15 protein-coding genes and 1 pseudogene are annotated in these 23,857 nt (G+C 61.0%); 8 read left to right on the top strand and 8 right to left on the bottom strand.

Translation table 11 applies throughout. The features are described 5' to 3' along the window. The first annotated feature begins 6 nt into the window (after nucleotides 1-6). Nucleotides 7-1,482, top strand: a complete 1,476-nt coding sequence (locus RE4_RS27040; protein WP_158630207.1) for a glycerophosphodiester phosphodiesterase — start codon at nucleotides 7-9, stop codon at nucleotides 1,480-1,482. A gap of 68 nt (nucleotides 1,483-1,550) precedes the next feature. Here the strand turns inward: RE4_RS27040 and RE4_RS27035 are convergent, their stop codons facing one another. Then, nucleotides 1,551-4,835: a LamG-like jellyroll fold domain-containing protein gene (locus RE4_RS27035; RefSeq protein ID WP_060939677.1), complete on the bottom strand. Its 3,285-nt coding sequence runs from the start codon at nucleotides 4,833-4,835 to the stop codon at nucleotides 1,551-1,553. Between the two features lie 94 nt (nucleotides 4,836-4,929). Further along, nucleotides 4,930-5,946: a hypothetical protein gene (locus tag RE4_RS27030; protein WP_125461320.1), complete on the bottom strand. Its 1,017-nt coding sequence runs from the start codon at nucleotides 5,944-5,946 to the stop codon at nucleotides 4,930-4,932. 21 nt (nucleotides 5,947-5,967) lie between these two features. On the opposite strand from RE4_RS27030, the gene RE4_RS27025 reads away from it, so the two are divergent. After that, the gene (locus RE4_RS27025) at nucleotides 5,968-6,891 is read left to right on the top strand and encodes a glycosyltransferase family 2 protein (protein WP_201799166.1); all 924 of its coding nucleotides are present in this window, start codon (nucleotides 5,968-5,970) and stop codon (nucleotides 6,889-6,891) included. A gap of 6 nt (nucleotides 6,892-6,897) precedes the next feature. Next, the gene (locus RE4_RS27020; protein ID WP_060939676.1) at nucleotides 6,898-9,078 is read left to right on the top strand and encodes an oligosaccharide flippase family protein; all 2,181 of its coding nucleotides are present in this window, start codon (nucleotides 6,898-6,900) and stop codon (nucleotides 9,076-9,078) included. On the opposite strand, the gene RE4_RS27015 is transcribed toward RE4_RS27020, so the two are convergent. Continuing rightward, nucleotides 9,067-10,326 carry an O-antigen ligase family protein gene (locus RE4_RS27015; protein WP_127159955.1) on the bottom strand — a complete coding sequence of 420 codons (1,260 nt, stop codon included), beginning with the start codon at nucleotides 10,324-10,326 and terminating at the stop codon, nucleotides 9,067-9,069. The genes RE4_RS27020 and RE4_RS27015 overlap by 12 nt on opposite strands. A gap of 72 nt (nucleotides 10,327-10,398) precedes the next feature. Here RE4_RS27015 and RE4_RS27010 point away from each other — a divergent pair, with 72 nt between their 5' ends. After that, a complete protein-coding gene (locus RE4_RS27010; protein WP_060939675.1) occupies nucleotides 10,399-11,457 on the top strand; it encodes a glycosyltransferase in 1,059 nt (352 codons plus the stop codon). Here RE4_RS27010 and RE4_RS27005 read toward each other — a convergent pair. Further along, nucleotides 11,439-12,782, bottom strand: a complete 1,344-nt coding sequence (locus RE4_RS27005) for a hypothetical protein (protein ID WP_060939674.1) — start codon at nucleotides 12,780-12,782, stop codon at nucleotides 11,439-11,441. The genes RE4_RS27010 and RE4_RS27005 overlap by 19 nt on opposite strands. Before the next feature lie 149 nt (nucleotides 12,783-12,931). Here RE4_RS27005 and RE4_RS27000 point away from each other — a divergent pair, with 149 nt between their 5' ends. From RE4_RS27000 to RE4_RS26990, 3 genes are all read left to right on the top strand, one after another. Further along, on the top strand, nucleotides 12,932-14,098 hold the full coding sequence (locus tag RE4_RS27000) for a glycosyltransferase family 4 protein (protein ID WP_024488137.1): 1,167 nt from the start codon (nucleotides 12,932-12,934) through the stop codon (nucleotides 14,096-14,098). Further along, complete coding sequence (locus tag RE4_RS26995; protein WP_024488138.1) at nucleotides 14,095-14,853, top strand: CDP-alcohol phosphatidyltransferase family protein; 759 nt, start codon at nucleotides 14,095-14,097, stop codon at nucleotides 14,851-14,853. The genes RE4_RS27000 and RE4_RS26995 overlap by 4 nt, the downstream gene beginning before the upstream one ends. A 230-nt stretch (nucleotides 14,854-15,083) precedes the next feature. Further along, entirely contained in the window at nucleotides 15,084-16,256 is a 1,173-nt protein-coding gene (locus tag RE4_RS26990; protein ID WP_060939673.1) for a DUF1972 domain-containing protein, read from the top strand. 46 nt (nucleotides 16,257-16,302) lie between these two features. Here RE4_RS26990 and RE4_RS26985 read toward each other — a convergent pair whose 3' ends face one another. From RE4_RS26985 to RE4_RS26970, 4 genes are all read right to left on the bottom strand, one after another. Next, on the bottom strand, nucleotides 16,303-18,234 hold the full coding sequence (locus RE4_RS26985) for an ABC transporter ATP-binding protein (protein WP_046377783.1): 1,932 nt from the start codon (nucleotides 18,232-18,234) through the stop codon (nucleotides 16,303-16,305). Next, the gene (locus RE4_RS26980) at nucleotides 18,231-19,964 is read right to left on the bottom strand and encodes an ABC transporter ATP-binding protein (protein WP_021332868.1); all 1,734 of its coding nucleotides are present in this window, start codon (nucleotides 19,962-19,964) and stop codon (nucleotides 18,231-18,233) included. The genes RE4_RS26985 and RE4_RS26980 overlap by 4 nt, the downstream gene beginning before the upstream one ends. 114 nt (nucleotides 19,965-20,078) lie before the next feature. Then, nucleotides 20,079-22,433 carry an MMPL family transporter gene (locus tag RE4_RS26975; RefSeq protein ID WP_021342526.1) on the bottom strand — a complete coding sequence of 785 codons (2,355 nt, stop codon included), beginning with the start codon at nucleotides 22,431-22,433 and terminating at the stop codon, nucleotides 20,079-20,081. Nucleotides 22,434-22,504: 71 nt separating this feature from the next. Further along, nucleotides 22,505-23,134, bottom strand: coding sequence for a TetR/AcrR family transcriptional regulator (locus RE4_RS26970; protein WP_019746492.1), 630 nt, complete (start codon nucleotides 23,132-23,134; stop codon nucleotides 22,505-22,507). Nucleotides 23,135-23,384: 250 nt separating this feature from the next. On the opposite strand from RE4_RS26970, the pseudogene RE4_RS26965 reads away from it, so the two are divergent. Then, nucleotides 23,385-23,857: pseudogene (locus RE4_RS26965) on the top strand (GGDEF domain-containing protein); the annotation flags it as partial.

Below are 23,857 nucleotides of genomic sequence, written 5' to 3'. Positions count from 1 at the left end.
GCCGAGGTGGTCGCGCATACCGCGCTGTCCAGGCGCAGCGTGTTCCGTGCTGCGACACTTCTCGGATTGGGCCTTGCGAGCGGATCGGCGACGAGTGCCTGCAGTAATTCCAGCATCTCGGCCCAATCGCCGGCTCACCAATTCCTCTCCCGCGGTAGGTATTTCATCGCGCAACGGGGGGCAAGCGACGAGGCACCCGAGCACACGCTCGCCGCATATTCGCGAATCGCCGACCGCGGCGCCGAGGCAATCAGCGTCGCCGTCCACCGCACCAGAGACGGAATCCTCGTCTGTCATGAGGACCCGACGTTGAGCCGAACAAGCGGTCAGAACATCGCAATTGCGGACGTCACTCACGACGAACTGAGCAATCATCCCGTCGATCTCACCCGCTGGGTAGGTCCGGACTGGGGGATGCACCCGATTCCCACATTCTCAGAGGTGCTCGAAAGACTCGGCAAGCGGGCTGTTCTGTTTGTCGAATCCAAGGACCCGGAAGCCACCACCGACGTGATCGGCGCTGTCACCGCGAAACAGCTGGGCGGCACCACCGTCTTCACACAACCGTTCACTGCCAGAGAAGGCGAGTCCGCTGCGCGCAAAGCAGGGCTGACCATCTGCACCTATTTCAGCTCACATGCAACCGGTGCCGAAATCGACGAGGCCGCAGACGGATCGGACGCAATCGGAATCTTCGCAGGCGTCCGCAGGGAGAACGAGCGGCAACAAACTTCGATCCAGGGCGCCGTGGCGACAGGCAAACCGGTAATCGCATGGTCGGTAAACCGCCGCTCCCAACTCCCCTACCTTGCTGAGGCTGGGGTCCGAGGGTTCATGTCCTCATCGTGGAGTTATGTGGCCGGGCCCTCCGAACCTAGTCCGCACGACACCTTTTCCACCGGGCGGATCGCACCAGGCGACCTGGCGGGTAACAATTCATCGTCTGCGGCACCTGAATGGGGACCGAACGGTTCGATTCTGTTGGCAACCGGCGCATCACCCCAATCCATATCCATGGGATCGATGTGCCCGGTGCGCGCTGCCCCGTACGTCATCACCGTCGAAGCGCAGTTCGGCGCGGCGCCTCCGCTCGCCTCCGATCATCTGGCAGTCGTCATCGGACGCGACGACGATTCCGCCTATCGACTCGGCGCGGTCTCGCCCGGAACCACCCAAGGTCAGCTCGTCGTCCTGCGGTCCACCGGTGACCTGGAATTGCGCAGCATTCCGGAGGGCAACGCACTCTCCATTTTGCAGTCGTCCGTGGCCGGGAACAAACCAGTCGTCGGTCAATGGCTGACGCTACGGATCATCGTGAAACCAGATTCCGTTATTGCAGAGTGTGATTCAGGACAGGAGCCGGAGCCGACAACGGTCAGCGCGCCTCGCACAGCTTTCGGGGGTTACTTCACATTGGCGCGCAACTATTCCGCTGCCAACGCCCAGGCGTCATTTCGCAACATCAGCGTCGCATATCGCTGACAAACTCCCCGAAGTACAACACCGCGCGCCTCCTGGCAGTACAGGGGCGCGCGGTGTTGTAGGCACGTCTACTCCGGCCGAGCGACCTCGAAGTTGTCGAACCGGGCCACTACCGGCTCGGTGGACGATCCCGAAATGTACACCGCCAACCCCGTCGAACCCAGAGCTTGCAGTTCCGGAGTGGAATCGGTGACGGATCTGGTCCACTGCACCGGCTCGGGCATTTCCTCGTCCCACACCTTTACCTGCAGGGTAGACGGTGACGCACCGAGAACCTGGGCACGGACCCGCAGATGCTTACCTGCCGTGTACGTCAGGCCAGGCAACGTCACGACCGAACCGAGTACCGTTTCGGTACCCGCCACCACTTTGGTCAACGACACCTGTACCGAACCGTCAGCGAGAATCCTTACCCGCGAACGGTAATCGCCGGAAGCCCCACTCCGCAGCACGGTCGACAGATACGCGCCGCCGCCGGTCGGCATCACTTCGAGCCACATCGAATGCGACACGTCTACATCACCGGACGCTATCGCGGGCAACAACATCGTCGCCGAACGGCCAGCGGGTACTGTCACTTTGGCCGAACCCGACTCGACTGAAGCTTTGGCTCCACCACCGGTCACCGACCAGACGCCACCGACCTCTGCTTCGCCGAGACCCGAGACCGTTTCCCTGTCGAAATTGTCTTTGGCTACCTCGCCGTCAGCCGGGACAACCGCGTCCTTGACGGTAACCGGATGTGTTGCAGTGCTTTTCGCACCGGAATTGTCCACGACGGTCAAGGTCACGGCGTACGTACCGGCGACAGCATAACTATGGTCGATCTTCGCGTCGGCACCTGTAATAGTGGCACCTGTCGCGTCGTCACCGAAGTTCCACTCGTACGAAACGATTGTCCCGTCCGGATCTGCCGAAGTGCTGCCGTCGAAGGCGACTGCCAGATCCGTCACGGTTTCCGTGAACGCCGCGACCGGCGGCTGATTCGCTACCACGCCCTGGCCACGTTGCCAATGCGCCTGCACCGCATCCGAACTCAATGCCGAGTTGTAGACCGCGACCTCGTCGAGCGCGCCTGAAAAGTTGGAACTGAGAGGTGCCGAGGGCCAACCTCCCAGACTGTCGCCGCCGACCCGCCAATATCCCGCGGTGCGGTACTCGGCTTGAACGGTATCGGCACGTTCTGCCACCTGCTCACCGTCGACATACAGGCGCATCCCGGTCGATCCCAGTACACCGACGACGTGATGCCACTTGCCGTCGTTGTATGACCGTGGACTAGCCACCGTCCGGAATCCGTTCGCGTTCGCACCGAGTAACAGCTGACCCGAATTGCTCATGTACACATGACGATCGCTGGAGGCGCTGTTGTTGGTGTTCACGCTGCCGAAACCGATGATCTTCCCTCCCCAACGGGTGGTCGTGTTGAACCACGCCTCGGCGCTGAACGACTGAGGCCCGAACTGTGCGGACCCACCCGTCTTCGATCCGGCCGTGAACGACGTGGAAGGGTTCGGATCACCGACGATCGCACCTCCGACATTGCGCTGGGCTGATTTGAGAGTCAGATCGGCATCACCGGCCCAATCCGACGCGAGAGTCCCCGATGCCTCCCCCAGACGCCAGTAATGGACGGCGCCGTCGCGGGCAACCAACTCCTGGTACGCACTTGGCGGCGACGCGATTCCGGCCGGCACTGTGGCTGTCGCCGTCGGCCCGACCATGGTGTTGCCGAATGCGTCCGTGACCCGAACCCGGTACGTCTGGGTCGATCCCGGCGGCGCCGAGGTATCCGTGGCACCCATCCGGCCCCGGTTCCACCACTGCGCATCGTTGGCGGTCGTAGCCGCCACCGTCGCAGTCGAAAGTTGGGCACCTCGAAGCAATTCGTAGGTCAAGTGACTGTTGTCGCGGTCCCAAGCCGCCGTCCACGTCGCGCGGACCGCACCAGGACCGACTCCGGTCATCGCAGGCAACAACTCGTTGTAACCGTTCGGCGCTTCCTTGTTCGGCGCCTGATCCTTGATCGCGAACCGAACAAGCCCCTCCTGCGGCACGCCGTTGACCTTCGGAAACTCGCCACCGAGGACGATGTAGCGATCGTTTCCGGCGATCGACCAACCCGCCTGCTTCTGGCCCGTGAACGTTCCGGGAGCCAATGTCGGCAACCAGTGCAACAACTCCGGTGCCGGTTTGCCGAGGAAGTTGCCACTCGAGTTGATCGGGCCGGACGCATTCGTACGAAATGCCAACGACCACTGGTAGCTCCACGGTTCGGTCTGCGGAAGGCCGCCGATTTGACTGCAGTCGTGTGGATGTCCGGCTATGTACATCACGTCGCCGATCGTGACGTTGGAATACGTGTCGCCTCGGCAGCCGCTGACCCAGCGTAGATTTCCGGTCGCGACATCGGAAGCGAAAACGCTCTCCAGGTTTCCCGACCCGTACGAATAGCCGGTCCCGTACACGGTGCCGGCATCGCTGCTGAGGCTGTAAATCGCGGAGTTGATACCGGAATTCCGCACAACTGTGTTGGTAGGAAACGAGATAGTGGCGCCAGATGTGGCATCGAGAGAGCCGACGCCGACGTTGTTCGCACCGTTGAGCGTCGTGAAGCGACCGCCGACCACTACCTTGTTGCTACCTGGTGGTGCCGTGATGGCCATTACCTCGGCGTTGGCCTTCGGCGCCCACGGCAAAGCTGCACCGGTTGCGACATTGAATGCCGCCATCCGCTGACGCGCTTGTCCGCCAACGGTATTGAAGATTCCGCCGACGTACAGCGTGTCGCCTTGGACTTCGAGAGCGCGCACACCCGCGTCAAGTGCCGCAGTGAAGATGTTGAGCACCGTGCCGTTATCCGCGTCAACAGCAGCCAGACGATACCGGTTGACACCACTGACATTGGTGAAATCCCCACCAACGAAGACGGTTTTGCCGTCAGCGGACGCTTCGAGGGCACGCCCCTGACCGTTGAGTGCCGGAGCCCACGGCTTGAGTTCGCCGGTATCGAGGTCGTATGCCAGCGCGTTCGACCTCGGAACGAGATTGGTACCCGGAGCCGCACCAGCAGGCCTGGCGTTGGCGAATTTCCCCGTCACGTACACCGTGTTGCCTACGACGATCTGCGCCCAAACGACCCCGTCCACCTGAACGGTGGGTAATGCATCCGCGGACACCGTCCGCGGAATTGTGGGGACAGTCGGCGCGGTATCGGCAGTTGCTGTACCGATGCCCAGCGATCCCACCACCGCTAGAACTGTCCCCACCGAAACGAACGCGTTGACCAAACCACGCCACTTCTTCCGGTGATCCTGATATCCGTCGGCGCGCATACCGGCGATGTCGACCATTCGTACTCCTGGTTGCAATAAGGAACGCACCCGGAATCTTCCCCCCCGTTATGCGTTGAGTTCACCGACGAACCCGCTGTCAGCAACCCACAGGCTACTTCGTTTTTCGGGGATTGCGAACCCGTACGAGAGCGCCGGTAGAAAGCCACACATTCCGCGGCCAGTCACCAACGGACGTTTTGGGCGCGAGGATCGCACAATCTCGGATTCCCGACGTCCCGAACCTGTTGTTCTTGATCGTCAGACCGATCGCACCCTTCCCCTTTTCATCGACATTGATCGTGCATTGACCACCGGACAGAATGTTGTCGTTGATCTGGATGTTCACACCCCGCGCATAGTTTTGCGTGATCATCGCCGCGGCGTTGTACGCACCCTCCAAACGACTGTTGTGCACGGAGATATTGCTGCCACCCTCGATTTGCACATTGTCGTCGTGGGTTTGGTTGTCCCACTGCTTAGGCCAGGGCGAATAGTGCAAATTGTCGTGTAACCAGCTGTAACCGAAATCGACGTTGTCCCCGAAAATCACCACCGAGTCGACGACGCCCGAGATGTCGAGCCGCCTGGCGTAAAAGTTTCGACCCTTGATTCCGTCGACGTACGGTGACAGCGTCGACGGCCGCAGTGTCGTGTCCTCGATCCTGAAATTTCGATGGTCTCCGTAAGCCGCGATCAATGATTCATTGATTTGCCCCGGATTACGTCCGCGGATGATGGACCGGCGGATCGTCACATTACTGGCCTCGATCCGGACAAAACCACGGATATCCAGATTTTCGATCACCGTGCCCGGTGTCCGAATCGTCAGGTCCCCGTTGTGCACTCGTAGCGGTGTTCCTGCAGGTAATCCGAATGTCGTCGGCACCGCAGCCTCGACTTCCGCCGGCATACCTATGTTCAAACCACCGGCCGCAAGCAGTGCGGCAAAAGCAAGACCCATTGCACGAAGGGACCGTTTAGGGCGAGCACTCCACAACATTGAAGAACTTCCATTCTCCCCCAGCGTTGCGCCATTGACGCGTTTCAGCAAACATGTAGCGCTATCATATTCCTGGTGATCAGCAGTGAACGTAACAATTCGACCATTGATTCTGTTTCCGGAAATCACGCGTCCAACCTATCGGCTGTTGTGGCCGTTTTGACATACCGACGCCCCGATGACCTGATGGAGTTGCTTCCCGAATTGCTGCACCATTGCCATCAAGCATCCGTCGGGTACGGTATTCGACCACCAACCGTGCTTGTCGTCGACAACGATCCGGCTGGTGGTGCGCGTGAGACCGCAAACCGGTTCGGCACCGGCGTCACCTACGTACACGAACCGACTCCCGGTATCGCTGCCGCCCGCAATCGCGCTCTCGCCGAATCGGTCGACGTCGATCTCCTCGTGTTCATCGACGACGACGAACGTCCCACATTCGACTGGCTGACAGCCCTGCTCGAAACCCGCAGACGCACCGGTGCCGGCGGAGTTGTCGGCCCGGTCGTGTCGGCATTTGCGGCACCACTCGACCCCTGGATCGCCGACGGTGGTTTCTTCGATCGCCGACGCCTTCCCACCGGCACCGAAGTGCGTGTGGCCGCGACAAACAACCTGCTCCTCGATCTGCGTCTGGTCCGCTCGATTTCGTTGCAGTTCGACGAAAGATTCAGCGCAAGCGGCGGATCCGACAGCTTGTTCACGCGCCGATACACCGGAGCCGGTTTCACGCTGGTGTGGTGTGACGAGGCAGTGGTGACCGATGTCGTTCCAGCAGAACGGGCCACCCGCGACTGGGTAATACGTCGACGCTATCGAATCGGAAACTCTTGGGCTCGTACGGAACTGGCACTCATTTCGGGCAGTGCGCGGACCGTTGGGTTACGCGGAGCGCTGCTACTGGCCGGGGCGACCCGAGTGGTGGGCGGAACTGCTCGCGCGACGCTCGGCGTGTTGGGTCGCAGCCCCCGTAATCGCGCACACGGTATCCGAATCGCCGCTCGGGGCGCGGGAATCGTCGCGGGCGCCTTCGGCCGGACCTACCTCGAGTACCGCCGTCCGATCGGCGCCTGAGTACCAATGAACCTCGCGGACAAGGCCGCAAGGGGCGGCGGCGTCACGCTTGCGTTCCAGGCGGTGAAATTCATCGTTCAGACCGCGTCGTTGATCCTGTTGGCCCGGCTGCTGACGCCGGAAGACTTCGGTATCGTCGCCATGGTCGTCGCCATTACGGGCGCTGCAGATCTGATCCGCGACTTCGGCCTCTCACTCGCCGCCGTGCAGGCCAAGCAGTTGAGCGACGCTGAACGGACCAACCTGTTCTGGGCTAATACCGGCATCGGGTTCGTCTGTTGCGTGGTCGTCTCGGCCGCGGCGCCACTGATCGTATGGATCTATGACAAGCCCGAGCTCCTACCTATCGTCTTTGCCGTTGCCGGCGTATTCATCGTCAGCGGCGCGGCCACCCAGTTCCGCGCTGAACTCATGCGCAGTCTGCGCTTCACAGCACTGTCCACCACTGATGTTCTGGCAAATGCCATCGGAGTCGGCACAGCAGTGGTGCTTGCGCTTTCGGGCGCCGGATACTGGGCGATTGTCGCGCAGTTGATCATGGTTGCTGTTGCCACGCTGTTTCTCAGTGCCGTGATCTGTCGGTGGCGCCCGGGGCTTCCACGCCGAGGCGTATCGATCAAACGGTTCTTCCGTTTCGGTGGCGGGCTACTCGGCACCCAACTGCTCGGGTATGCCACCAAGAACATCGACAGCATTGCCATCGGCGCGATGTACGGGCCAACCACGCTCGGGTTGTACAACCGCGCATACCAACTGCTGATGACTCCGCTCAACCAGATCAACGCCCCACTCACCAACGTCGCACTCCCCATCCTGTCCAAAGTTCAGGACAACCCGGTGATCTACGGGCGGTACCTGGCCAGAGCACAATTGATCGGCGGGTACTTCACCGCTTCGGTTCTCGCGGTCAGCGCCGGCGTCGCAGAGCCGCTGATCACCGTCGCCTTCGGTGAACAGTGGCCTGCCGTTGCCCCGATTTTCGCGCTCCTTGCAATCGGTGGCGTATTCCGCTCGGTCGCCCAAATCTGTTACTGGGTCTATCTGTCTCATGGACTGACCGGCGCGCAGTTGCGCCTGTATCTGTTTCTCCGACCTGCGGTCATCGTGATCACGCTTGCCGGTCTCCCGTGGGGCGCCGTCGGAGTCGCGGCAGCATCGTCGATCGGCTTTCTCGTGGACTGGCTGGTCACTCTGTGGCACGTGCACCGCGTGGCCGGTGTCGACAGCATGATGTTGCTGCGGAACTCCTTGCGCGCGATCCTCCTGTTCGGCGCACCGGCCGGACTGCTCGCATTTGTCGGATCTCACCTGTTTGTCGCACCATCCGCGTCCTTGGCAGCCGGCATATTCTCCGCCCTGGTCGGAGCTACCCTCTCCGCAACGCTCTTTCCCACTGTCCGAAGCGATTTGACCACTATGCTCGACTTCGCGAGAAGAGCCGTTGGCCGTCCTCCTCGTCCTCCGAAGGAACCTGTCGACCGAAATTCACCGCTCGGCTCTGGCGGACGAGACGACCGCAGGCTCGCGTCCACAGATTCGGCGAGCACGATGACGCTGTGGAACTACCTGACTATCGTCAAGAACCGATGGCGCATTTTCATGACGGTATTGGTGATGACACTGGCTGTCGCCTTTTCCACGATAGCCTTGACGCCACACACCTACATCGCCAGATCTGAGGCAGCCCTGCAACTCGGCGTCGTCGGCACTCCGCGCCAGATAAGTGATCGCTATCCCCAAGCGCTGTCGCTCACCCGTTCCTTTGCCGCACTCGCCACGTCCACCGCCGTCCTCGAACCGGTGATCGGGCGCCTAGGGCTCGACACCTCCGCCGAATCTCTGGCCCGCGACATCGAAGTCACCATCCCGACCGATACCGTCACCATGCAATTCACAGTCCGGGCAAACACGGCCGACGGCTCGGCACAGATCGCCGACGCCGTCGCCGAGCAGCTGGCCGATCTCACCGGTCGGATGATTCAAATAGAACAGCCGGACATGCTGGGGCTCACCGTCACGCGGGCACCCGTACCTGAATTCGCGTCTAAGCCGCGCCGCGGCTTGATCCTGCTGACCGGCGCCGCGACCGGGCTGATGCTCGCGGGGATCGCCGCCGTCTCGTGGGATTGGCAATTGAGTCGCCGACGCACCGGCACTGACCGGCGGCGTGCACAACTAGGCGGTTGACTCCACCCGCGGCTTCGTGTGCCCACGCCGCGAATCATGCTCGGGGAGAGGGGCAAACACGGCGAACATCAACGGAAGTACGGTCACAGCAAGAAGAAATGCTCGGTCGACGAACCCGAACGAAACTTCCAATGTGGATGAAGCGAATAGAGCCACCAACAGCGTTGCCGGTTGGAAAATGCCACGCGCACTCCATTGCGATGCCGCCCATGCGATCGTCACGAACATCGCCGCCACGAGGAACAGGAAGATCAATCCGCCCGTTGCGAGTGTGTGTACGAACTGGTTGTGCCCGTGGAACGCAAAGCCGCCGAGGCTCCCGACGTGTTGCGGCAGAACTGAATACCAATTCGATCCGGAACCGAACCAGGGCGTGTTCCCCCAGGCATCGAGACTGTGACGCCAGATTGCACCGCGGTTGGTCAACGCATCGTCTGCCGGAGTGGACAGCGGCCACCAAATCATCACCGCCCCGGTCGCTCCCACCAGCCCCCAGGACATTGGTCTGCGCAGCACAGACGGTGTGACCGTCATCAGCACCCACATGCCGCATGCGAGGGCAGCCGCGGCCAACGACGATCGCGAGGACGTCCACACGATCGCAAACAGGACGACGGCGATGCCCGCCGCACGCACCACGCGACGTGGAATCAGCATCACTGAAGGCAGACCGAGAACCAGGTACTGCCCGAGATTGTTACCGTCGGTGAAAATTCCGATCAAAATACCGAGCGGCAAAATCTCTTTCGTCGGTGCCACTGCGGTACCTGCACCCGAAATGAAAATTCCACTTTCCGGCAGGAAGACCCCCAACGCAATGCACATCACTGCCGTCAGGACAACGAGGTACCCGAGCACGGCGAGCTTCCTCAATTGTGGCCGCAGGATCCAGATCGCGACCACCAGTAACGGATAGAGCATTCCGCCGCGCGTCGGGACATGATCGATGTACAGATCTCTGACCACCACGTACACCCAAGGGGCAAGCACGAGGACCAACGGCATGCGCCTATCGGTAGGCAACGCCGCTGTGCCACGGAGAATGACGTACGCACACAGGGCAAATACGAGCAGCAGTAGCAGCACTTCCAGCTTGACTGCCAACGGGTTCATCGGCAACGCGTCACCCACCGTCGCCCGCCGTTTCACTCCTGTCAGCGACTGCACCAGCCGTGGCGTCGTGTACATCGCCCACACGAGAACGATCAGCGTGACCGTGACGTCCGGCCGAAAATGCCTGGAGGTCACGAGCACTCCCGAATTTGTTCGCAACGAACCACCAGTGCGCCCAGGGATTCACTAGGTTTAGGATACGGTCGCATGACACCTCGAATCGGCAACGACGGCCAGTCCGGCGAAGACGCGTTGAGAGTTTTGCTGTCCACGCGCGGGCCATTCAAGACGACCAACCCATACGTCGTACAACTGGCCGACTCGATTCGAACCTGCGGCGCAAGTGTCCGGTATTTCAGTTGGCAAACAGCTCTTTTCGGCAGTTACGACATCTTGCACATCCATTGGCCCGAAGTAATGATCCGCCGTGACGGCGCCCTCGCGCGGGCAGCCGCCCAAGTCCGATTCATCATGTTGATGCTGCTCCTGCGGCTCACCGGTACACCTATCGTCCGTACGGCACACAATGTTCGAGCACACGAAACCGGTAGCCGCACGGAGACCGCACTCTTGCGGTGGTGCGATCGACAGACCCGAATCTGGATCGTGCTCAACGAATTGTCCCCTGTACCAACAGGAACCGAACGGGTACTCATTCCTCACGGCGACTACGCCGACTGGTTTGCGGGATACCCGAAATCTGAACCCATTGCCGGCCGGGTCATTTCGTTCGGATTGATCCGACCATACAAAGGAACCGAGTCGCTGCTCGAGTCCTTCGCCCACGTCACCACTACCGGCGCAAGCCTGCGTATCGTCGGCAAGCCGAGCACCGACGAACTCCGCGCCGTCGTAGAATCTGCGGCGCGCAAAAGCAGCCGAATCACTGCTGCCCTCGACTATGTCGAGGACAGCACCTTGGCGCTGGAAATCACAGCAGCGCAATTGGTTGTCCTCCCGTATCAAAACATGCACAACTCGGGCGCACTGCTGCTCGCGCTTTCACTCGAACGCCCCGTGCTCGTTCCGGATACCGAAATAACCCGGGCACTGGCCGACGAGGTCGGGCCCGGCTGGATCCACCTCTATCAGGGCCCCCTCACCACGGCGACACTTGATACCGCGCTCGCCGCCCCGTCGCCTGCCGAATCCCCTGACCTGTCCGCCAGGAAATGGCCACAACTCGGCCGCGCGCATATCCGCGCCTACCGAGACGCCGGCCGAAGAACTCCTCCGCCGTACGGCGATCAACGTCTACCGTCCTGAAGTCGTTTCCTACTCCGCATCAGAACTCGCGCAAGTCCCGAGCGCCGTTGTACAAGAACAACACCGGCGAGAATTCCTCCCGCCGATGACAGCCTGTCGACCGCCGCAGCGAGGTCACGACGCGTGGTCTGCCCACGCCGCGCCACCAAAACCGTGACCTCGGCAGCGGCGGCCAATGTCGCACCGTCCGCTACGGGTATTGCTGCACCACCAACCGCAAGGAGCATCTTGTAGCGCGTCGACTCGACCTTGAGAAAGGGTTTCAGTCGCGTACTCACCAACAACTCCGCGGCATTTCCCTCAGCTCTGCCTGCTGCGACAAAATCCAACCCGGACCTCACCTGGAGCGTCTGACCGAAGTCTGCTGACCCCACCAGGATCTCCGCGAGGCCAGGAGCCGATTCGGCGCCGAGCATGTCCGCTACGGAGGCCGATCGTAAATCACCGTCGACCAACAGAATTCGATCCCGTGCCCGAGCCATGACCAACGCGAGGTCGACGGCGACTGCCCGCGCGTCGTCGCTCGCAGTCACCGGAACTACGGCGACTGACTTCACGCCCCCTCGTTTCCCACACGCCGCTGCGATGTTGGTGTGCAGCACCAAGGTCCCGGCAGCACTCTCCGATCCACGAGGGTCGACGGGCGCCACCGACCGTTTACCGTCGAATGTGATGGCTGCAAGTACCGGAGTCGACGACACGTTTTCGACGTCGGACACCGACCGAACAGGTCTGGTCACCGATTCCCAGATTCCCACGATCGCCACTGCCACAAGCAAACCGCCCAGCGCGCCGAGCAATTCGAATATCGCCCGATTTACGGTCGACTGCTTCTCTGAGGCAACCGCGGGAGATACCGACGACATTCTCATTGCGGGGTTGTCCTCTTCACCGCGGGGCGAGAGTGTGCGGACCGCTTCGTCAAGGCGTCGAATCACCGCATTGGCCGTCATCGCCGCGCGCAGACTGGACGTGTCTGTGACTGTCACGTTCATCACCGTGGTATTCGACGGCACGTCCACCTGAATCCGGCCGGCAAGGTTCCGGGCCGTTGTCTGGAGGTCAAGTTCCTCGATCACCGGATCGAGAACGATCGGTGACTTCACGATCTGAGCGAACGAAGGCATGACGCTCTGCGCGAACGAGCTTCCCGCCGTGTAGTCGCTCGCCGTCTTGGCACGGTCGACAGCAAAATAGACGACTGCAGTCGAGCGGTGATCAACCGTGATCGTTCCCGAGTAGACCGCACCACCGATCGCCCCGAGCAATACACCCGCAATCAGCAGCAGCCATCTCGCACGAGCGAGATTCCATACGCTTTCCACTCATTCTTCTCTTTCTTCCGAGTTTCGGAGACCAAGTGGACATTGCCTCACGATGAAGACTAGCCTTTCCGCAACTATATGGTTACATCCGCTTTCGCGGCAGATGGCACCGACGGTCGACTCTGAGTTGGACATTCCGGGGGGAATACTTGGCTTACATCGGGGCGCCAGCCCACCGCGCGCTCGTAGCTCATCCGGGTGCCGAACTGTACGGCTCGGACCGAATAGTGCTGGAATCGGTAACTGCCCTGACAACTACGGGCTGGGACGTGACCGTGATGCTGGGGTCCCCTGGACCGTTGGCAGCACGTGTGGAGGAAGCCGGCGCCGACGCCGTGATCATGCCGATACCAGTTCTGCGCAAGTCGAAGATGTCGCCGACCGGCCTGCTCTCGCTTGCTGTGGAGGCAGCCCGCTCGACGCCGTCCATCGTGCGGACGCTGCGACGCTTCGCGCCCGACGTCGTGTACGTCAGCACTGTGACCATCCCCTGGCTGGCCGTGGTCGCGAAGCTCCTCGGCTACCCAGTGATCTTCCATGTGCACGAAGCTGAAGACACTGCATCCAAGCCGATCCGAATGGGGCTGAGCGCCCAACTGTTGTTGTCGCAGCGGGTCATCGCGAACAGCAATGCCTGCCGTGAACTGATCCTGCGTGACATCCCGACGCTGGGGCGCCGGGTTCGCGTGATCTACAACGGCGTCGCCGGCCCGAGTACCGAGCCGACTGCCCCCAGGCTGAGCCTGACCGGGCCGATTCGACTCGTTTTGGTCGGGCGCATCGCCCCACGCAAGGGCACAGACGTTGCGGTCGAAGCACTCGCAATCCTCGTTCGACGCGGGGTGGATGTGACACTCGATCTGGTCGGCGGCGTCTTTGCCGGCTACGAGTGGTTCGAAGACGATCTCAGCCGTATCGCTGCTGCCTCGGATGTCAGCGACCGCATCCGATACCTCGGCGTGGTCGAACAGGTATGGGAAACAATGGATTCCGCAGATATTGCCCTGGTGCCGTCGAGAGCCGAACCGTTCGGCAATGTTGCGGTCGAAGCCCAGCTTTTTGCAAAGCCCGTGTTGGCCTCTGCAGTTCAGGGCCTCACCGAGATCATCGAAGACGGCAGAAATGGTCTCCTTGTCGAGCCAGGAAACGCTGTTGCGTTGGCGGACGCAATCCAATCGACGATCGAGAGTTGGGGCAGCACGCGCGAGCAGGCAATCGATGCGCGCACCGAAGCCTTGACCAGATTCTCGCCGGAACGGTACCGCGCCGACATCGCCGAGTCCTTTACTGCGACAATCAGGAGCAATCGAAAATGACCGTCCACCAAAATAGTTCACTACCGGAGGAGTCGTTCACCGATACCGTGCGACGACTGGCAGGAGCGCAGAAGCCACCCGCCAAGGGGTCGCCCGCATATTCCCGGTTCGTCAACAGAAAGATCGGACGCGTCATCGCAGCAGCCGCGTACCAAGTCGGCCTGACACCTAACAAAGTGACGTTCATCAGCGCCGGTTTCAGTGCCGCCGCTATCGCGGCTATCGCACTGGCACAGCCACATTGGTGGGTCGGCATCCTCATCGCCATTGGACTGCTGGTCGGTTACGCATTCGATTCGGCAGACGGTCAACTCGCACGCCTGCGCGGGGGCGGCACGCCTGCTGGTGAGTGGCTCGATCATGTGGTCGACAGCATCAAGACCACCGCACTGCATCTCGCGGTGTTGATCGGTTGGTATCGCCACTACGACGTCACAGATGTCAGATTGTTGTTGATTCCCATCGGTTTCACACTGGTGGCATCCGTCTTTTTCTTTGTCCAGATCCTGACCGACCAGTTGCGACGCGCACACCCGGATCGCGCACCTGCACCGGCAGATACCAGCACCAGTGCCACCCTCCGATCAATTCTGGTCATCCCCACCGACTACGGCGTCCTGTGCGGCATCTTCGTTCTCTTCGCCTGGCAGTCGATCTTCGCCATTTCGTACGCCTTACTCCTGATCGGCACGGCCCTGTTTCTGTGCGCCGCGCTGCCCAAGTGGTACCGGCAGATTCGGAATTTTCGAGATTAAACAGACTATTCGCCTATGAATAACCATTTGTCTCAATTCTTGTGAATAGTACGTTTTAACTGCACTAAAATATTTGCTGAAGGTTGTCTGTTACTTGGATAAGGTTTCGATTTTTGATAGCCTTTTCCAAATCTCGGGATCCTCGGACTATTCAGCGCACGACATGACACGTGCATCGGACGCCGCATCCGACAATTCCCGAGCACAAACAAACAAGGGGGGGTTCGCTCATGCGAATCGCAATGATCGGGACACGGGGAGTGCCCGCACGCTACGGCGGATTCGAAACGGCTGTCGAGGAGATCGGCTCACGACTTGTCGAAGGTGGCCACGAAGTAGTGGTCTACTGCCGCGGCAAAAACAGATCACCGAGCTACCGCGGGATGGAAAGAATACCGCTACCCGCTTTGAAACACCCCATCCTGGAGACCTTGAGCCACACAGCACTATCAGTCGGGCATCTCCTTCGTCACCGGTGCGATGCGGCGATCGTTTTCAACGCTGCCAATGCACCACTGCTGCCCGCAATCCGCGCAGCTCGCATCCCGGTAGCCGTGCACGTCGACGGGTTGGAATGGAAGCGCGGAAAGTGGGGCCCTGTCGGCCGCCGGTACTACCTGGTAAATGAGCGTGTATCCGTCTGGCTTGCTGACGAATTGATCTCCGATGCCGAGGCAATTGCGGACTATTATCGCGAGCGATATGACACCCCGAGCATGTTCCTGCCTTACGGAGCGCCAATCCGTGACTCCACCGATCTGAGTCGTCTGTCGGAGCTCGATCTGACCGAGCACGGCTACCATCTGGTCGTTGCCCGCCTCGAGCCCGAGAATCAAGTGGACAGGATCATCGAGGGTTATCTACAAAGCGACGCACAGTTGCCCTTGATCGTTGTCGGCTCCGTTCCGTACGAAAGTGAACACGAGAAACGAGTCAACGAGCTCGCCGCGTCGGATTCCCGCATACGCCAACTGGGCGGCGTCTGGGATCAGGACCTCCTCGACACGCTGTACGCGGGAGCTGCAAGTTACCTACACGGGCACACGGTCGGCGGCACCAATCCGTCACTACTGCGAGCAATGGGGGCCGGTGCGAATGTCATCGCCTGGGACGTCAACTTCAACCGTGAAGTGCTGGGAGACAACGGAGTCTTCTTCAACGGACTGACCCAGCTCAGCGCAGCACTCGAGGAAACTGAATCCGATCCGACCGCCGCCGCAGAACGCGGTCTCCGGGCACGCGCACATGCGGCTGCCACATACAGGTGGGACGAAGTAACCAAGGGTTACGAACAGCTCTGCGAAGAGATGCGCGCTGGAACCCGAAGCCGCAAGCTACGCAAACAGGCCCACGGATCCCAACAGTCCCTTCGCTCCACCGCCCGAGTACCACAAACTCGGTAAGTCTCACTCCACCTGAAGGTCAATCTCAGGGACTGCAACGAGGAAACTAGATCTCCGCGCCCACGAATTGGCTGTTGTACAGACGGAAGTACGCGCCGCGGGATTCGAGCAGGGCGTCATGGCTCCCCTGCTCCACGATGCGGCCTTCCTCCATCACCACGATCAGGTTCGCATCACGAATTGTCGAAAGACGGTGCGCGATGACAAAACTGGTGCGGTCACTGCGCAGAACCGCGGTGGCGCTCTGAACCAGTAGTTCGGTGCGTGTGTCCACCGAACTGGTCGCCTCGTCGAGGATCAGAATAGACGGCTGCGAGATGAAGGCGCGGGCGATGGTGATGAGCTGCTTCTCGCCGGCACTGACGTTGCTGCCTTCCTCGTCGATGACCGTGTCGTAACCCTCAGGCAGAGAGTGCACGAACTTGTCGACGTAGCTCATCTCGGCCGCGCGACGAATCTCCTCGTCGGTGGCACCGGGCTTGCCGTACGCGATGTTCTCGCGGATGGTTCCACCGAACAGCCACGCGTCCTGCAGAACCATGCCGATGCGTGAACGCAGATCGTCTCGCGTCATGTCGGCGATATCGATGCCGTCCAAAGTGATTCGTCCCGAATTGAGTTCGTAGAACCGCAGGATGAGGTTGACGAGGGTGGTCTTGCCTGCCCCGGTGGGGCCGACGATGGCAACCATCTGGCCGGGCTCGGCGGTCAGGGACAGGTCCTCGATCAGCGGCTGTTCCGGCTTGTAACTGAAGGTGACGTTCTCGAACTTGACGCGGCCCTTGTCAACCGTGGGCGACTTCGCGCCCTTCGGGTCCTCCGACTGCTCGTCTTGGTCGAGCAGCGCAAAAACACGCTCGGCCGAAGCGACACCGGACTGCAGCAGATTTGTCATCGACGCGATCTGCGTGAGCGGCTGGGTGAACTGACGCGAGTACTGGATGAACGCCTGCACGTCGCCGAGCGTCATCGTTCCGGATGCGACGCGCATACCACCCACCACTGCGATGGCAACGTAATTGAGGTTGCCGAGGAACATCACGGCCGGCATGACCAGACCGGAGATGAACTGCGCCTTGAAGCTCGACTCGTACAGATCCTCGTTCTGCTTGCGGAAGCGCTCCTCGACCTCGTGCTGGCGGCCGAACACCTTGACCAACTCGTGACCGCTGAATGCTTCCTCGACCTGTGCATTGATTCCGCCGGTGCTCTTCCACTGCGCGACGAAGTGCTTCTGCGAACGTTTCGCGATGAACGCCGTGACCATGATCGACAGCGGAACAGTTGCCACTGCAATCAGGGCGAGCAACGGTGAGATCCACAGCATCATCACCAGAATGCCCAGGACGGTCATCACCGACATGACCAACTGGCTGAGCGTCTGCTGCAAGCTCTGCGCGACATTATCGATGTCATTGGTCACGCGCGAGAGTACGTCACCGCGGGCATGGGTATCGAAGTACCGCAAGGGAAGTCGATGAATCTTCTGTTCGACGTCCTCACGCAGCCGACGAACGGTCCGTTGCACAACGATGTTGAGCAGATACGCCTGCAGCCAACTGAACAGCGACGCGCAGACGAACAGCAGCAGCACGATCATCAAGACCTTGCCGACGGCGTCGAAATCGATTCCGGTTCCGGGCACAACGGCCATGCCGGACACCATGTCGGCGAGTTGACCCTGCCCCGAAGCGCGCAATCCTTCGACAGCCTGTTCCTTTGTCGTCCCCGGCTGGAGTTGCTTACTGACGATGCCGTCGAAGATCAGATTGGTGGCGTTTCCCAGGATCTTCGGCGCGATCGAGGAAAGTACGACGCTTGCCGTCACCAAAGCGAAGATCAGGATGACGATCGGCTTGTCCGGGCTCAAGCGACCGAGGAGACGCTTGAGCGAAGGGCCGAAGTTCATGGCCTTCTTGGTGGGATCGCCGCCGCCGGGCGGGCCGATGGGAGGCGAGGAAGTCGGTCGATTACTCATGATGCGTCCTGTACGGCTAGCTGAGAGGCGACGATTTCGCCGTAGGTGGGACAACTGACCACGAGTTCGTCGTGCGTGCCGATCCCCACGATGGCGCCGTCGTCGAGCACGATGATCTGATCGGCCTCGACGATAGTGGAGATACGCTGCGCGACAACGACTATGCAGGCGTCTTGCGTGACCGGCCGGAGCGCCGCACGCAGCCGTGCGTCGGTAGTGAGGTCGAGTGCCGAGAAGGAATCGTCGAACAGATAGATCTGCGGCTTACGCACCAACGCTCTCGCGATGGCGAGTCTCTGACGCTGACCGCCCGATACCGTCGTACCGCCTTGTGCCACCGGTGTGTCCAGGCCTTCTGGCATGGCGCGGACGAAGTCGGCAGCTTGGGCGATCTCGAGGCACTCCCACAGCCATTCGTCGGTAGCTTCGGGGTTTCCGTAGCGGAGATTGGTGGCGACAGTGCCGGAGAACAGATACGGCTTCTGCGGGACCAGACCGATCACCGAGCAGAGCAGCTCAGTGTCGATGTCGCGGACGTCGACGCCGCCCACCGATACCGATCCGGAGGTGGAGTCGATCAAACGTGGAATCAGGTTGAGCAGAGTGGTCTTTCCCGATCCGGTGCCGCCGATGATCGCCGTCGTCTTGCCGGGTTCGGCGCGGAAGGTGATGTCGCGCAACACTGGCTCCTCGGCTCCGGGGAACTGGAACTGAGCTCCACGAAGTTCGACGACGCCCGGGTCCTTCAACTCCAGGACAGGATTCTCGGGCGGAATCACCGAGGAATCGGTGTCGAGTACCTCGGAGATACGTTCGGCGCACACCGACGCACGCGGCAGCATCACCGCCATGAAGGTGGCCATCATGACTGCCATCAGGATCTGCATGATGTAACTGAGCATCGCGGTGAGCGAGCCGATCTGCATCGAGCCCTCGTTGATCTGATGGCCACCGAACCAGATGACCGCGACGCTGGTGACATTGCTGATCAGCATCACGAGCGGGAACATCAGTGCCATGAGGCGTCCGACGCCGAGTGCAGTCTCCGTCAGTTCGCGGTTGGCGTCGCCGAAGCGCTCTACCTCGTACGGTTCCCGTACAAACGCTCGGACGACGCGGATGCCCGTGATCTGTTCGCGAAGAACACGGTTGACGGCGTCGAGGCGGCCCTGCATGACCCGGAATCCGGGGACCATCCGGGCAATCAGGAAACCCATCGAGACTACGAGGAGCGGGACGCTGATCCCGAGGATCCAGGAAAGATTCAGGTCCTGGCGCAGAGCCATGATGATGCCGCCGATACACATGATCGGCGCCATGACGAGGATGGTGCAACTCATCACGACCATCATCTGTACTTGCTGGACGTCGTTGGTATTGCGGGTGATCAGCGAAGGCGCACCGAAGTGCCCGACTTCCCTGGCCGAGAACGTCCCGACCTGATGCAGCACCGATGCTCGGAGGTCGCGCCCGACACCCATGGCGACTCGCGCTCCGAAGAAGACGGCACCCACCGAGCACAGGATCTGCGTCAGCGTGACCATCAGCATCATCCCGCCGGTGGAGAGGATGTAGCCGGTGTCGCCTTTGGTCACGCCGTTGTCGATGATGTCGGCGTTGAGACTCGGAAGGTAAAGGGCCGCCATAGTCGAAATAAACTGCAGGACGACAACGCCCGTGAGTTCACCCCGGTACGGCGTCAGATAAGTGCGCAGCAGCCTGATCAGCATAGTGAGCGAAGGTTACCAATCCTGGCCGACATGTGCCGCTGGATATTTCGATACACAAAAACAGCTGTGCGCCTTTATTAACCGCGGGGGGTTAATAAAGGCGCACAGCAGAGATCAAGCAGATGCGGACTGCAACTCCGCTTCCTTCTCGTCACGGAGGGCCTTGCTGAGCTTCTCACCCTCGATGTCGACGTTCGGCAGAATCTTGTCCAGCCACTTCGGCAGCCACCACGCCTTGTCGCCGAGCAGTGCCATGACGGACGGGATGATCACCATGCGCACGATGAAGGCGTCGAAGAACACCGCCGCGGCGAGCGCGAATCCGATCGACTTGATGAACGAGTTCGGTTCTGCGATGAAGGCACCGAACACGGAGATCATGATGACCGCGGCCGCACTGACCACGCGGGCACCGTGGTTGAAGCCGATTGTCACGGCCTCCTTCGCGCTCGCACCGTGGACGTACTCCTCACGCATACGCGTCACGAGGAACACCTGGTAGTCCATCGCCAACCCGAACACCACGCCGATCAGGAAGATCGGCATGAAACTCACGAGCGGTTGTGGGTTCGAGATGATGCCCAACCAACCGTGCTGGAAGATCGCCACCGTCGCACCGAATGTCGCGAGCACGCTGAGCAGGAAGCCGAGCGTCGCGGTCAGCGGAACCAGGATCGAGCGGAACACCAAGAGCAACAAGATGAATGCAAGGCCGACCACTACGGCAAGGTAGGGCACCAATGCATCCTTCAGCGTGTCCGAGACGTCGCCTTCGAGTGCGGTCTGACCGGTGATGCCGTAGCTGACGCCGATCGAATCGTTGAGTCCCGCTTCTGCTCCGCGGAGGCTGCCCACCAGATCCATCGTGGCCGGATCGGTCGGTCCGCTCTTCGGAGTGATCAGTACCTGCGCGGTGTTGCCGGCCTCGTTGACTCCGACGACCTGTGCGTTCTGGACGTCACCGAAGCTCGAGATGGTCGAGACGACCTCCGCAAAGGCCTCCCCGGCGGGGACGCTGGCATCCTTGGCGTCGACAACGGCGATCAGCGGTCCGTTGCGGCCGTCACCGAAGCCCTCGTCGATCAGGTCGTACGCCTGACGCGCACTGGTCGCCGGGTCACCGGTGGCCTCCGACGGCAATGCCAGGCTCAATCCCGTTGCGGGCAGAGCCAATGCGCCCAGAAGGACTACTCCACCGATCAGGGGCACGAGCGGACGACGAACGACGGCGGTGATGAAGCGCAGAGCCAGCTTCGGCTTGCCTGAATCATCGTTTTCGGACTCCTCCGCACGCTTGCTGAGGAAGGGAATCTTGCCGGCAAAAGCCTTGCGCCCGAACATACCCAGGATCGCGGGCAGCAAGGTCAATGCGATCAGGACCGCGATCAGCACCGTGAAGGCCGCTGCCGCACCCATGTCCGAGAGGAACGGGATACCGACGACACGCAAGGCAACGAGCGCGATGATGACTGTCAAACCGGCGAATACCACTGCGGAACCGGCGGTTCCGACGGCGCGACCTGCTGCTTCGGCACGGTTGTCGGTGAGGGTGAGCTCATGCCTGAACCTGGACATGATGAACAGCGAGTAGTCGATCGCCACGGCCAGACCGATCATGATCGCCAGCGTCGGAGTCATCGAACTGAGATCCATGAATCCGGTGGCAACCGTGATTCCAAGGCTGCCGATAGCGATACCGATGATCGCGGTCAGGAGCGGAAGCCCCGCGGCCACAAGCGAACCGAACGTGATGGCCAGAACGACAGCGGCAACGGCGATACCGATCAGCTCGGTGACACCACCGGGCATCTCCGCTTCCTGAGCAGCAGAACCACTGACCTGGACATTGAGTCCCTCGGCCCGACCGACATCGGCTGCGGAGTTGATCGAATCACGCAACGCCTGATCGAGATCGGCGAAGTCACCGCTGAACGGAACCTCGACGTACCCGACCGTGCCGTCGGCACTGAGCGGCGACAACGCGCGCGCGTCGTCCACGGCCTGCGTCTCGGAAGTTCCAGCCGCAGCAGCCTTTTCCTTGAACATCGCAACCATGGAGTCGTTGCCGGTAACCGGATTGACCAACGCCTTCGCGGCCTGTTCCGGAGTGGCAGTCGCCGGGTCCACCTTGGCGGAGTCGGCGACCTTGTCGATGCCACGGATGCTCTCGAGCATCTCGTCCATGGCCTTGACGTTCGCCGGATCGGCCAGCGTCGTGCCCGCCGGAGCTTGCACTACGTATCGTGCGCTCAGCGAATCCATCGGGTTGGGCGCGTCGGGAAAACGCTCCGCCATCAGGTCTTGCGCCTGCTGTGCCGGGGTTCCCGGAATGGAGAACGAATCCTTGGTGGGGCCGGACAGGGTGGCTGCCCCGACGCCCATCAGGACCAGGATTATCAGCCAAACGCTGAGGACCGCGCCTTTTCGCCGGTAGGCGAACTTGCCGATCCGATAAAGATAGGTGGCCACGACGGGCTCCTTGCTGTTTCGGTGCGTGTACGTGGACAGGTATTACGTGTGGGGCTCAGAGACGGGACATCTCAGGGACGCGACATCTCAGGGGCGGGCGGCGGCGCGGGGAATCCGGCACGAATCTGCCGAAAAGCGTCGTGGACCAACTCTTCCGGACTGGAAGCCTCCGACTTTCCGCCAGTCCAGACGTCGATCACCGATTTAGCGGCTCCGCCCACCGCTCCGAGGAGGAGCGTCGGGTACAGGTCCTTCTCGGCGTCGGTACCGGTGCGTTCCGCCAATGCCTGAACGACTGCACGGTTGATCCGCTGATGCATGTCTGCGGCATCCCGGTAGAGCGCGGGACTCGAATCCGACAGCAGCCAGATACTTGCCTTCTCACTCCCACTCGGACCTGAGTCGTTCACGATTTCGACCACCAGTTCTTCGAGGACGTCGAGAATTGGTTCGTCCGCGGGCCGCGACGCAAGCGCCTCGATCCACAGGTTCACCGATTCCTCGAAACTGGCGAGCACTGCCTCCTCCTTGCTGGAGAAGTAGTTGTGGAACGTCCTCGTCGACACTCCGGCCTCGGAGGCGATCGCGTCAGCGGTGACGCATTCGATCCCCAGCGCACGAGCGAGCCGTGCTGCCGCGCCACTGAGTGCGGCACGGGTTGCTGCCTTCTTGCGGTCGCGAAGGCCTTGTTCGATGATCACTCCAACACGGTACCCAACTTGCAGAGCTCTGCAACTTTGCAGAGCTCTGCAATATTGTGCGATCGAACACACAGCGCGGAAACTCGAGGCGTACCTCACACTCACGCACGGCAAATGCCTGAACAGCGCGACAGAGAGAGTTGTGAGCAGCTCCACGGCGTGACGCCCACTGCCAAGCTGACGCGTGAATCAACATGGCCTGACATACTTTGCGGTGAATTAACCGCAATGTGCTCGGCGAAGGAATCTGATGGACCCGCTCCTGCATACCTGGCCGGTTTCGTCCACGGTGATGCTGTGGGGATCGAAGTCCGGACGAGGCTCCGTACTACGTCTCGTCCGTCTCACCATCGGATTCTGCTCACTCAATTTCTCGATCGTGGCGTTCCTGTTTCTCCTCAGCGGAGAGGGCCCGGACGGACCGTTTGCGCGCAGTTGGCTCGTCGGCATTGCGACCGTCAACCTGATCCCCACGATTCTCTGGTTTGTCGGCCGAATCAGAGGTTCACGCATGCTCAAGCTCTACGGTCTGTGGGCGGATCTCGGAACTGCCTCGATTCTCATCACCTTCACCAGCCATAACGCCGCCCTTTTCGGCGCGGCACTCTTTGTCGCCACCGGCGCCTACTTCACCTATTTTCTCGACCGCCGCTGGCTGGCATTCCACCTCGCCTTTGCCACGACGTTTGTCATCGCCCTGACCGTGCTCGGCCTGACGAACGG

Origin of the sequence: Rhodococcus erythropolis NBRC 15567, from assembly GCF_001552595.1 — a bacterium.
GTDB lineage: Bacteria > Actinomycetota > Actinomycetes > Mycobacteriales > Mycobacteriaceae > Rhodococcus_F > Rhodococcus_F erythropolis.
The sequence above is the reverse complement of the archived record's forward strand: the minus strand, read 5'-3'. Positions and strand labels throughout refer to the sequence as shown.

Coding starts and splice junctions, on each gene's coding strand:
- RE4_RS27020 (WP_060939676.1), top strand. CDS start 6,898: ATGAACCTCGCGGACAAGGCCGCAAGGGGCGGCGGCGTCACGCTTGCG.
- RE4_RS26980 (WP_021332868.1), bottom strand. CDS start 19,964: ATGCTGATCAGGCTGCTGCGCACTTATCTGACGCCGTACCGGGGTGAA.
- RE4_RS26990 (WP_060939673.1), top strand. CDS start 15,084: ATGCGAATCGCAATGATCGGGACACGGGGAGTGCCCGCACGCTACGGC.
- RE4_RS27035 (WP_060939677.1), bottom strand. CDS start 4,835: ATGGTCGACATCGCCGGTATGCGCGCCGACGGATATCAGGATCACCGG.
- RE4_RS26995 (WP_024488138.1), top strand. CDS start 14,095: ATGACCGTCCACCAAAATAGTTCACTACCGGAGGAGTCGTTCACCGAT.
- RE4_RS26985 (WP_046377783.1), bottom strand. CDS start 18,234: ATGAGTAATCGACCGACTTCCTCGCCTCCCATCGGCCCGCCCGGCGGC.
- RE4_RS27010 (WP_060939675.1), top strand. CDS start 10,399: ATGACACCTCGAATCGGCAACGACGGCCAGTCCGGCGAAGACGCGTTG.